Consider the following 12,040-nt stretch of genomic DNA (forward strand, 5'->3'; position numbering starts at 1 on the left):
GATAGCCACGCACTATGGGGCAGCTTATCGATCTCTCGGAGGCTTCTCTCGTATCGTTCCTTGAGGATCAGCCCACGGGCTACCATTTCTTCAGAGCCCGACATCACGCTTCTAGCAATCATCTCAACATCGGAGCGGGTAGGAGTGGCATTGGCCCGAGCAGTTGCGGTATATATGGTCATGACGTATGTCCCTTAGAAGTAGAGCCACCCACCAGCGAGCCCATCGCAAGCCATAGGCACAGGACTACCTGACTGGGCTTACGAGGGCCCTGTCCTGCGCTTGGCGCGCATCAGCCGAGCACACCACAAGCCCGTGGGCACAGGACTTTCCAATCGGGCCTATGACAAGGCCCAATCCTGTGCTTGACTAGTGAGCGGCTCTACTTGTGAGAGGTTGGATGGATGTGGTGATGAAGAACCCCTGTGCCCATTCAGGCATTCGCCTTGGTACGTTCGCTAGCGCTACGGTGCGAATTTCACGTGCGGGCGTTCTTCGAACTGCGGTGTGGTAAAGAAGACGCTTCTTCTCTATAAGTGAGGGTTAAAATAAAAATTTATCGGATCAAGAAGTTATGATAATGATAGTTAATCGATTCAATGGTAGGGCTCTGAGGGGAGGGTAGGGAGCTAGTGAGGTAAGCCTCGTGCACGCTGGAGGAAGATGGTGAGCCTACGAGATGACCTCGTATGGCTCTGTGAGGGCTTTTTGGGGTTAGGCGGCTGGCTTTCTTGTGGAGCATGGAAGTCGTTTGAGAGCCGTTCAGGGCGGCAAAGGGAGAAGAACGTGTATCGTACTTGGATTCCCATTCCCGGAGGCTCCAAAGTTTGAGTGGATGGAGTCATAAGCACGGCGAAGCGATATTTCCCTGAGATACTTCAGAGGGCAATTTGGTTAGTCTTCGCCCACGAGGCTGATTGCTTCTCCCAGCGGGCAGCTATTGGTGCTATTACCCCAAGTTCGACTGTGCCCTCGAAACCTTCGTGCTCTGGGTGCGACAGGCCGTGCGTGCGCCAAACGAGAGCGTCATCACGGGCTGATCATTGAAATCTAGCGTGTCTGGGAAAAGAACTTTGAAGTTTTGGTAACCGTATAAGGTCCGAGAGGCTATTCCAGCGATCCACCGCCCAAAACAATTTCGTTATCAAGGCCACGTGCTGCAAAATAGGTCATCGCTGTTTCTGTTGCCCTGCTAAGGATATTCAGTTTGATTCTTTTCACCGAGTCTAAGACATGTAAACTATTTGAAAATTTTAATTTATAATGATGTGGTATTTTCCGAATTTACAGCCAGTAAACATCACTCGAGGAGTAAGCTACATGGTGCACGCTAGATATAATTCTCTTCCGGCTAGGCCTGAGTATGTAGAAAAAGTAAAAAAATGCTTGATCAAGAAAAATGGAAGAACTGAGCAATCTATTGCGAAAGCTACAGGGTTGACAAAGACACAGGCTTTGTGTGCTATTGATGCGATGGTAGCTAAGAATGAGATTCTTGTCGAAGGGAAGCCGAAGAAGTTCTTTCTTGTAGAAGAATAAATGTAAGCCTGTCCTCCATTTGGACAGGCCTAAATATTACTTAAGCTTTATATAGCCTTGCTTGCAGAGCCAATCTAGGTCTTCCGTCACGTCGCTGAAGCTAACCCAAACTCCCTCATGCTCTTCATCTATGGCTTCTCCTAAGCTGGAAAGTTCTAATCCATAGTATGGGCCGAAGCCAGGGATAAGAATTGCTCCATTGATAGAGCTGCTGCTAAATTCTGAAGAGCTATTAGCAATTATATCTAATAATAGATAACGCCTACTTATAAGGTGTCTATCGCTATCAATTATATCCAAGCTGTTATCATCTCGAAGCTTCAATATTTTTTTATTAATATGTCTTTCTATATTTCTCTCCACCTCTTGTTCTAAATAACCATCTTCCATTAAATATTCTTTTACGGATTTTTCACTCTGGTCTTTTATGGATAATATGGCATGTTCTATTTCAAGCAAAGTTAAGAACCCTATGTCTTGAATTTCACGTCTAAGACGAATGGGAGAGCTCTTGATTTGAAAAAAGGACTTTGTATCTTCCATCTGTAAAAGTTTTTTTAGGTCTCCAAATAATGAGGCGGCATACCCTGCACCATCAACATATTCAATAAATCTTGGCCTAGGTGAGCCAGACCACTGTGTTTCCAAAAGGCGAGTTGCGTTATTTCTAGATGTGGAAGTCTGGTCTACGTTTTTATGCGATACGCTGCCTGAGTCACCAGCATAGAACTGAGATTGAATAAATATTCTAGGTGTCCATCCAGGTGTCCGAAATGGAAGAACGAAATCAAAGGCCCTAGTCTTTTTATCTATTTTTGCTTTTTTGTCTGATTCCTGATTGGCTTCAGAAATCTCATTCTCTTCTAATATTTTTCCTGCCTCAAAATCGAGAACAACATCGGTAATATTAAAATCAATATCACGCAACAGCCCCCATTCTTCCATTTTTTCTCTTAGTATCTCCTCTGGTTCATGCCCACCAGAAGCAGAAACAGAGCCTCTGACTTGGAAAGACACAAGCGGTGCCAGTAGTGCATCAGGATTCTGGCCATCCTCCTTCAGATGGTGGTAACTGTACACAATGCTTTGAAGTTGTTGTTTGTGTTCTGGGTCAGATAGTACAAAACTTATAAATTGGCTAAGAAGTAGCTTAGCTATCTTAGTTTGCTTCTCATTAGTTTCATGAACTAGAAGTGCTGCAATTGTTGCATTAAATGTTTCAGATTTTATTACTCTTGGTATCTCACTGTCAGTAAAAACAGTTCTACCTCGGTTACGTCTTTTTTTTGGAATACTCTGCCAGTCTAATTGGTTCTTTAAGTGTAAAGGAAACTGGCATTTGAAATTATTGTCAGACTTACCGGTCACCATAAACAAAGTAGCAGCTAGCGCATCTAACAAAAAAAGAGCATTATTTTCAGCCCCTGTTGTTGAAGTGTTTTTCAATACGAATTCAATGTATTTTGATGATATTATTTCTGAGTAAGGGCTGGATTGTAGCTCAGTTGGGGTCTTGCTTCCTAATATCTTCTCTAGAGCATCTATTGCTATAGAGATACGACTTAATTCGCTTTTAAAGCGTTCAGTGTCTTTTATTTCAGATAGCTTTGGTGTAATCCAAATGTCGAATTCTTTTAGCCAAGCATCTAGCAATAGATCTGGATATGGTAAACGCACTATGCTGCCCTTACTTTGTCTTTTCGTAAATAATCGAGAGTTGCCTTTGCAATTTTCTCGCTCAGGATAGGGGGGACTGAGTTTCCGACTAATCTGTATCCCGCAAGAAGTTCTTTCTTTGTTTCGTTAAGAGAAAAATTAAAGCTATCATCAAAACCCTGAAGTCTGGCACACTCTCTCAAGGTAAACGGGCGATTTTCTTCAGGGTGTAAGAAGTATCTAGGGTTATGAAAATTTGTTAATATAGTTGGGGATGGCTTGTCCCATAACGGGCGTTTGAAAAGCCCAGAGCAGAACATAGCTCCTTTTAAATCATAGCCGCCATCTTTTTCTTTTAGATAACCGGCATTTAGCAGTCCTTCAATTTCACCGCTAGTTACACTGAATCCCGATAATTCCTCAATCGCGCTTAAGGGTAGCGGGTTTCCGTTTGGTATAGAACCAAATTTTTTATGGCGTCGGTTTCGGGATATTGTTTCTAATATTTTTACTTGATTAGACGTGACACAACCGAATGCTTCTGGTATTTCCCATGTGTAAACCGAAGCTTCTGAATGCCTTACGTTACAAAGCTTCTGGCCTTGACTAATTTTTTCAAATATATAATTGTATTTCTCTGGCCATGAATCTATGATTTTATGATCAGAAGCTTGCCCGTTCAGCTCTACCAAATCTGAAATGGAGTCGCGAATTGTTTTCGCCTTTTGAAGAGTAGCAGGATTGGGGTGGTCCTCTCCAAAAAGGGAGCCAACAACTTTTATGGAAAATTCTCCATTTCTTATTGGAGAGTCATGAGTGGGGGTAGGCCAATAAAAAATTTGAGATGAAGTATTTTTCGTACCTACAAAAAATATACGTCTTCTATGTTGAGGCACCCCATATGCAACAGCATCTAATATTGATACTTCTACGTGGTAACCGATTCTGGAAAAATCATCAACAATAGACTTGACATACTTCCCCCCGAAATTTTGCTTCAGCCCATCAACATTTTCTGCAATAAACATTTCAGGACTTAGCGCCTCTACAGCAGACTTCATTTCATAATATAAAGTATTTCTATGGTCACCATGTTTTTTAGGACCAGCTTTGGAAAAGCCTTGGCAGGGGAAACCTCCAAGAATTAAATCGCATTTGCCAATTGCGCTTATATCACTATGGAATTCCTCACTTGTGACATCACGCACAAAGGCATTCTCATCAACATTCTTCTTATATATGTTAATGCTTTCTTTATCGTTATCAGCAGCATAGACTAGGTTGAAGCCTAGGTTTTTGAAACCTATGTCTAGGCCGCCACAACCGCTAAAAAGGCTAACAACTTTGTACATTTCTAATAGCCTATAAGATTAAATATCTTCTCATTATCTTATAATTTAACCTAGTTGTCAAAGAGAATTATTTTAAAGGGAGTGAGTTAGGTTAATAATAATAAAATAAAATTTTTGTGCTTTTTGGGCCGGACACTGTTTTTATTAACCTGAATCCGTGAGCCTTTTCGGAAAAGTCTTTAAAAATCAGCAAGATAAGTAATTTTTTGCTTCACCCAAAATGCTGTGTATTTATTATTTAAATATTTGTTATTACAGGGTTTTCTATGAGACGCTCACGGATGCAGGATTAATAACCTTGGTGTATCTATATATTAAATACCTGATGGTTAAGGGTATGCTATACAGGTGCCATTCCAGATATGCTTTTTTCGGGAAATTGCTATAAAATTTTCTGTCACTGTGATAGCTTGCAACCTTTTTATATGCCTATTAACACAGCTATGGGATGTTACTAGGCACCTCCTTAAGATAGTGAGCTATCAACAAAAGGGAGTGTAAGTCTCTTCTTTCTTGCCTTTCCTTAATTTTTGTCTTTAAAATAATTCTGTGTGCGGCAATTAGCATCCTACGTAACACGCAAGAGCGAGGGCTTCCATGCAGAGCCTCAAGCCGTATCGTCTCCATAGTCTCCAGTATCATCTTAAAGGTTGGTCCCTGATTATAGACTTGTTGACGGTAGTAATTCTCCGCTCATGCCTGTAATCCACACGATGACCGGTTCACTCACTCCTGTGTTCTCCATAATAGTGATGGCGGTAGCTCTGAAGGAGTAAAAGCCGAGCTTGCCGCAACTCCTGACAATGGTTTTCTTCGATAGTCAAGCGAACCATTGTGATAACTTCGGACCTTCTTACCGTCGCTTCGTGTCGATGCCACGGTTTCGGGGAATAGACATATGCATCCAAAATAAGCTATGAAAGTGAATAATTTATCTATATTTTCGGGTACTTGAGTAATTGAATCGCCTTAAACTTACTATCCAGCGAATGTCCTCCAGAATAAAGCCCATACGTAATGCGCGGCTTCTCATGACCAACGATGTCTGCTGTGAGGTTCTCCGATACTCCTGCATCTTCGAGCAGAGTCACCACTGTCTTGCGGATAGAGTGGAAGACGTAGGAAGAGCCGAAGCCGTGTCGGACTTTGAGCCGACCAAAGCGTTTGCCGATAGCGTTGGACCTGTCACCGTACTTATTGAAGGTGAGCCCTGATAGTAGGTAGCCATCTTTGGATTCGGCTAACAGGCGTTTTACTGTGGACTTCAGCTCGCGGTGAACGGGAATCTCTCGAATCCCTGCATTGGTCTTGCTGTCGGTGATTCTCAGCCTGTCCGGTGAGCTGTCGCCTGTGCGTAGCGAGCAAAGTTCTTCTATTCTGGCTCCCGTGTACATGCCCAGGTCAATAAGGTCCACTAACGATTCATCGCCATCATCCATGGCAGCACGGCGGAGCCTGACCACATCGATTGGCTCGAAGGCGGACCATCCTTTCGATCCGTTACGGTTTTTGCTGGCGGTGGCCCGTTCTTGTCGCTGGACGAAAGAGGGCAGTTTGAAAGGCTCACGATCCGCAGGGGCCTTGCCAATCTCTTGCAGGTGATGCCAGACGCTTCGAGCTGCTGAGAAGCAACGCTTGACGGAGGACACGCCATAGCCATGACCATCTTGATCTTTAGGTAACATGAGTGTCTTAGCCCATTCCCTGACACTCTCTAGGTCGATGGCCTCAATGATCTCGAAGTGTGTTGCCATCCGCTTGGCATCCTTCTCCATCTGCTCGGCTGTCTTCGGCTTGAGGTGGAGATTATCGCTCCAGTCTTTCAGCTCTGGGGCTATAGGCGTCTGCTCTCCGAGAGCAATCCTAGCGAGCTGCTGTGCATCCTCAGGGTATCCTTGAGCATCCAGCTTCTCGGCTTTCTCGATAATAACCCCGGCAAGAGCCTCATATTGGTCGCGGTCGTTGCGCCTGAGGGCTTCAAGCTCTTGTCGATACTCCAGCACCCCGTCGAGAAATGACCCCTCTGCCTCTTCACCTCCCTGTGCTTTGGCGATCTGGTCTTTCCACTGAGCAACTAGAGCATAGGCCCTTGATTGAGCTATCCGTTTGTCAGCGGTTCCGGTGCTCTTCACAAAGCGAATCTTTCCGTTCAGCTTGGGGCGTACTTCCTTGGGTATGGTCAGCACTGCGTACCAGCGGTTAGCGCGTCTCTCCAAGTGACTCATAATGTGGCGTCCTGATGTGGTGTTTACCACATGAATTTACCACATGAAAACGCTGTAAAGTACTGTTGAGTATATGGATCAACCACTTAAATGTCTGAGGCGGAATGTCCCTGTCCCTCCGCCAGTTATTACGATTAAGCCGCTGATTTCAGCGGCTTTTTTTATGTCTGTAAGTTTTTGCCCCACACTCTGACCCACACTTTTGAATTGGCCTTCACTGAAACGCACAGGATGGTGTTGGACAGCTCTCCCTAGGCCTCTTCTTAGGCCAGCACCTGACACCCCTTTGTCGTCTCAGTTGAGACAGCTTGGTTGGAGCGGACATCCTGATAAGTCTCTCACTGCTATTGCCAGAGTCTATCGTGTGGACGGGTCCGCCATTGGGCTGGCGATATGGCTGCCAAAAAAACAGACCATGGTGTTGCAGCTTCAAGTTACTGGCCGCCATCCGCTGGCCTGCGTGAAGCACGGCATACCCATCTTGCTGCGTGAGGACAGGGGCTTCGACAGCCAGGCGCACCTGGCTTTGCTCGAGCGGCAGGCCTTTCTGACGCGGGCCGCCGATCGCGATGGCCAGCTGCTGCTCGAACCTGAGTATGAGCTGGGTCGGGCAGGCCATTGGACGCATGACGGTGTTGAACAGCCTGCGACGTCGCCTGCGCTATCCGCGAGGAACGCCAAGCTGATCGCCTGTCGGACAACGCCACCAAGCAGAGGGTGATGGTCACCAGCGGCCAGCATCACCGAGCCCGACGGATAGAAATGCATGAAAAAACGGGGCATCGTCGCCGGCCGACGCAGCAATGGTCGGCCATAGCGAGCATGCGTTCGGCGATTGAGACGGGATCGGAGGTCAAAAAATGCTCGCTGGTGGTGATAGGGAAAGTGTCGGCGCCGGCTGTTCGAAGAGAACTGGTCGATTACCTCAAGCAGACTTATGGCACGAGCGCTTGCAGAGCTTGCCGAATCGCTGGCATCAGTGACTCCGTGTATCGGTACTGCCCGGACACAGCCCGGGATACTCCTGTAATCCAGGCGCTTCAGGCAACGGTGGAGCGATACCCTGCGTACGGCTTCAGCAAGCTATTCAAGATTCTGCGACGCTGGTGCCATCCGTGGAACCACAAGCGCGTTTACTGATTGTACTGCGCACTGAACCTGAACAAACGACGGCGGGGAAAGAGGCGGCTACCGAGCCGCAACCCCGAGCCCTTGGCCGTGCCGACGTCGGCTAACCATTGCTGGTCTATCGACTTTATGAGCGACAGCCTGTTCTGCGGCCGTTGGTTCCGGATCTTCAATGTGGTGGATGACTTTAACCGGGAAGCTCTCGCCATCGAGATTGACCTGAACCTGCCAGCGCAGCGGGTGATCCGTGTACTGGAACGCATCAGCGCTTGGCGCGGCTATCCCACAAAGCTACGGATGGATAACGGCCCGGAGTTCATCTCTCTCGCGCTTGCGAGCTGGGCTGAAGAACAGGGCGTCATGCTGGAATTTATCAAGCCCGGAACACCGACCCAGAACTCCTATGTCGAACGTTTCAACCGCACCTACCGAGACGAGATCCTGAACATGTACGTCTTCAGAAACCTGATGGAGGTGCGGGAGCTAACAGAGAAATGGATGAAGGAATATAACGACGAGCGGCCCCATGACTCACTGAATGACCTGACGCCTTGGGAATACCTGACGAAACACAACCAGTTGGAAAACTCTAATCAGCAGTGCAACTAAAATCGGGAGCTTTACACTCGCCTTCCAATAAGGCCAGGTCAACACAATTTTTCAAAATTGGGGTTCAATGGAGTCAGCTCTGCATTTATTATGGATTATGGCCGGATAGGCAGCCAACCAGGGGAACAGGGTGACCTTTACACGCAAGCCGCAAGCGTCCGCCGCAGAGCCCGCGTCTATCGCGTCCCAAGGGAGCGAGAGACAGGCACCAACAACCGTCTCGGCCCCAATGCCTCCACTGATGGATGTTGTCCATCTAAAGAGCATGATAAACGCAACCTTGCCGGAGCTTCTGCCAGCTCAAGAAACATCGCCCACGCATCTGCATCAAGCCATGCATTACGCCTTATTGGCTCCAGGCAAGCGCTTGCGCCCGCTTCTCACGCTTCTGGCTGCGAACATGGTCACTGACAGTCACACCTATCGCATGGCCTGCGTATCGGAACTAGTGCATACCGCTTCGCTGATTCTCGACGACCTGCCCTGCATGGACGATGCGACTATGCGCCGCGATCGCCCCTGCACGCACGTACGCTTTTCCGAAAGCACAGCCATTCTTGCATCAACAAACTTCCTCAACCTCGCATACGGCGTTATCGCCAATTGCCCCAACGTGGATGCTTCCACCAAAGTCGCCGTGAGCGCTCATCTCTGTCATGTCATTGGTTCTATGGGATTAGTTGGCGGGCAAATCGCTGATTTACAAAATCAGCCCGTTGGCGCCAAGAGCGCAATCGAGCAACTCTATCACCAGAAAACAGGTTGCCTGTTTGAGTTTGCTGTCGTCACCGGTGCACGCCTCAGGGGGCTGGATGCAGAAGCGATAGATGCATTGACGCGCTTTGCCCGTGCCTTTGGTCTGCTGTTTCAGCTTTACGATGATATGCTGGACCATAGCACCTTTGCACAAGAGACCGGCAAGGACGTGCAGCAGGATGCGGCGAAAATCACTTTGCTTTCTCTTTACACACCGGAAGAAGTTCGCGGCGCATTGAACAACGCGCAAGCACTGGCAAGAGAGCAATTGCGTAGAGCAGGACACGACGAATCCTTACTCGCAGCGTTCGTGGAACAACAGTTCGTTGCCTTCGACGGTGCGGCGCAAAGGCTTGGGGTTTAGACTTGGCCAATGACCGCGACGGCAGCAGCACTCACCATTGATCAACTAGGGGTAGTCTACGGCAGCCACATCGCCTTGGACGATGTATCTTTACAGGTACGCCCAGGTGAAATATTCGGTGTCCTTGGGCCTAACGGTGCAGGAAAGTCGACACTGTTGCGCGCGATTACCGGCAAGCTGCGCCCCACCTCTGGGCAAATATTGATTGCAGAAAAAGCGCTTTCCCCGGGTAAGGCCTATCAGCATTCCATCGGCTTCGCACCCCAGTTCCTGGGTTTATACCGGTACCTGACAGGGCGGGAGAACCTGGAGTTTTTCGCGCGCTGCACAGGTGTCAGTCGCTACCAGGTACCCGCACGCGTCAGCCAAGCGCTGGAAGAAATCGAGCTGACAGACAAAGCCCATGTGCGGGTGGACCAAATGTCCGGTGGTATGCAACGGCGCTTACACTTGGCAGCCACCCTGGTTTCACACCCTTCTCTACTCGTGCTGGACGAACCCACGGCCGGGGTCGACCAGGGTGTGCGCATGTCAATCCACGCCCTTATTCGCCGCCGCGCCGAGCAAGGTGCGGCCGTGGTAATCGTTACTCATGAGTTAGATGAAGCTGAAGCGCTTTGCCACCGCGTAGCCCTTCTTCATCAAGGTCGGCTGAAAGCCTTGGCGGAGCCCCAGACGTTAGTACAGGAAACCTTCGGCAACAGTCAGCTATTCGTAGTGCGTACGGCTCACATGCTCCCCCCGGCACTCCAAGAGCGGCTGCAGGAGATCGGCTTTCACCGTGATAGTGATGAGAGCAGTGAATGGTGGCTACAAAGTGACCTACCGCTGGACATGTTGATCGATCACCTCTACCGCGGCTTGGGCGGAGCACGTGATGCAATTGCCGAGGTCTCGGTACGCCGGCCCGGATTGAAAGACGTGATGCAGCACTTTACCGGTGCCCGAACCGATTCTGCGGCGGAGCCGGTGTCATGAGCGCAATTTTCCGAGTGATGGCCTTGGGCTTGTGGCGTGACCGCGGCGCGCTACTCTTGGCATTTGCTTTGCCCAGCTTGGTATTCGCCATATTTGCCAGCATCTTCTCCGGCGCCACGGAAGGCGACTTGTACTTGCGGGTTGGCCTTGTGGTCGAAACCGAAGATCCGGTATTGCAAGACTTTGCGCAGTACCTGACACAAACCGAAGACCTGGAGATTACGGCTCTGCCCGATGCGAGCCGTGCTCAACTACTGGAACAGGTGCGACAAGGCAATTTCGACACAGCGGTGATCATTCACGGGCAACTAGACACTGACAATAGTCCGCTGTTCACCATCGTCAGCGAACCCACCCGTGAAATTGCCGCTCTATCTTTACAAGGCTGGCTGCGACAAAGGCTGGCCGCACAACAACCACAGGTTCTTGTGCAACGTCTCGCGCAACGCACAGAAGTATTCGTTGGCGGCTTCTCGCCCGAACAACAGGCGAGCTTGGACGCCGCTTTAGGAGCAATGGCCCAAGAACCGGACAACGCGGCAGCCGAAGACGCGCTTATTGAGTTGCAGCCCGTTTATGGCCAGGCGCCGGCGTCTATATCTGGGCTTGGCGGTATTGCTTACTATGCCGGTGCCACCACTATTTTGTTCTTGTTATTGTCCTCCGTGAGCGCGGGCATGGTCAGTTTGGAAGAGCGCGAAAACGGCATCTCGGAACGCCTCCTGCTGAGCAAAGTCGCGCGTTCCCGGTTACTATTGGGACGGTTTTTGTTTTTGTTAAGTCTGGGATTTTTGCAGGCTAGCGCTATATTCTTAGTTGCAAGGTTCGGGTTTGGGCTAGAGATAGAGAGCGCTTTGGCGCAAGTCATTGTCATGGCACTTGCCTGCGCCGCCGCTAGTGCTGGGCTGGCACTTTTACTCCTGTCGCTGTGTCGAACGACTCAACAAGCGACTGCATTTTCTTCGTTTTTTGTGCTCGTTATTTCCGTCCTCGGCGGCTCAATGGTGCCACGTTTCATGATGCCTGACTGGCTACAGACGGTGAGCTTGTTCACCCCAAATGCCTGGGCTATTGAAGGTTTTTACGGGGCGTTGATCCGCGGCGACAGCTGGGCTCAGTTAGCCCAGCCCAGCGGCATCTTGGCTGCCGTGGCACTAGTGTGCCTGCTTTTAGCAGCCCTACCCTTATTCAAGACGCCCACCTAAGATAGGTTGTAACGTTGGATGGATTGGTTCTGGACACCCGTGCTTGTGACAGCGGCTTTCTTGGGCATGCTTGACCGACACTGGCCGATTCGCTGGCAGCCGAAGAGCGGCTACTTGCAGCGTCTGGTCCAATCTCACCGAATGCATCATGCCGTGCGTACTCGAAGATGAAGGTACGTGAAGGTCGCAAGTTTCGGTCCGCCGGGACGTTGCGTCGAATGCTTGAGG

At 49.2% G+C, this 12,040-nt stretch carries 8 protein-coding genes and 1 pseudogene; 6 read left to right on the forward strand and 3 right to left on the reverse strand.

Annotated elements, in window-relative coordinates; all coding sequences use genetic code 11:
- Positions 1–1,320: 1,320 nt before the first annotated feature.
- On the forward strand, positions 1,321–1,539 hold the full coding sequence (locus tag GPM19_RS10350) for a hypothetical protein (protein WP_160418954.1): 219 nt from the start codon (positions 1,321–1,323) through the stop codon (positions 1,537–1,539).
- Between the two features lie 36 nt (positions 1,540–1,575).
- Here GPM19_RS10350 and GPM19_RS10355 read toward each other — a convergent pair whose 3' ends face one another.
- From GPM19_RS10355 to GPM19_RS10365, 3 genes are all read right to left on the reverse strand, one after another.
- Positions 1,576–3,216, reverse strand: a complete 1,641-nt coding sequence (locus GPM19_RS10355; protein WP_160418955.1) for a hypothetical protein — start codon at positions 3,214–3,216, stop codon at positions 1,576–1,578.
- Positions 3,216–4,547 carry a DNA cytosine methyltransferase gene (locus tag GPM19_RS10360; protein ID WP_160418956.1) on the reverse strand — a complete coding sequence of 444 codons (1,332 nt, stop codon included), beginning with the start codon at positions 4,545–4,547 and terminating at the stop codon, positions 3,216–3,218. The genes GPM19_RS10355 and GPM19_RS10360 overlap by 1 nt, the downstream gene beginning before the upstream one ends.
- 935 nt (positions 4,548–5,482) lie before the next feature.
- On the reverse strand, positions 5,483–6,772 hold the full coding sequence (locus tag GPM19_RS10365) for a tyrosine-type recombinase/integrase (protein ID WP_160418957.1): 1,290 nt from the start codon (positions 6,770–6,772) through the stop codon (positions 5,483–5,485).
- Positions 6,773–7,136: 364 nt separating this feature from the next.
- Here GPM19_RS10365 and GPM19_RS15255 point away from each other — a divergent pair, with 364 nt between their 5' ends.
- The 5 genes and pseudogenes from GPM19_RS15255 to GPM19_RS10385 all read left to right on the forward strand — a co-directional run bounded on the left by GPM19_RS15255 (position 7,137) and on the right by GPM19_RS10385 (position 11,812).
- On the forward strand, positions 7,137–7,493 hold the full coding sequence (locus GPM19_RS15255; protein ID WP_202114801.1) for a hypothetical protein: 357 nt from the start codon (positions 7,137–7,139) through the stop codon (positions 7,491–7,493).
- A gap of 161 nt (positions 7,494–7,654) precedes the next feature.
- A pseudogene (locus GPM19_RS10370) lies at positions 7,655–8,509 on the forward strand (IS3 family transposase); the annotation flags it as partial.
- Between the two features lie 241 nt (positions 8,510–8,750).
- Entirely contained in the window at positions 8,751–9,629 is an 879-nt protein-coding gene (locus GPM19_RS10375) for a polyprenyl synthetase family protein (RefSeq protein ID WP_160418958.1), read from the forward strand.
- A 9-nt stretch (positions 9,630–9,638) separates the two neighbouring features.
- Positions 9,639–10,607 carry an ABC transporter ATP-binding protein gene (locus tag GPM19_RS10380; protein WP_160418959.1) on the forward strand — a complete coding sequence of 323 codons (969 nt, stop codon included), beginning with the start codon at positions 9,639–9,641 and terminating at the stop codon, positions 10,605–10,607.
- Positions 10,604–11,812, forward strand: a complete 1,209-nt coding sequence (locus tag GPM19_RS10385) for an ABC transporter permease (protein WP_160418960.1) — start codon at positions 10,604–10,606, stop codon at positions 11,810–11,812. The genes GPM19_RS10380 and GPM19_RS10385 overlap by 4 nt, the downstream gene beginning before the upstream one ends.
- Positions 11,813–12,040 lie beyond the last annotated feature (228 nt).

Source organism: Vreelandella zhuhanensis (genome assembly GCF_009793355.1).
GTDB classification, from domain to species: domain Bacteria; phylum Pseudomonadota; class Gammaproteobacteria; order Pseudomonadales; family Halomonadaceae; genus Vreelandella; species Vreelandella zhuhanensis.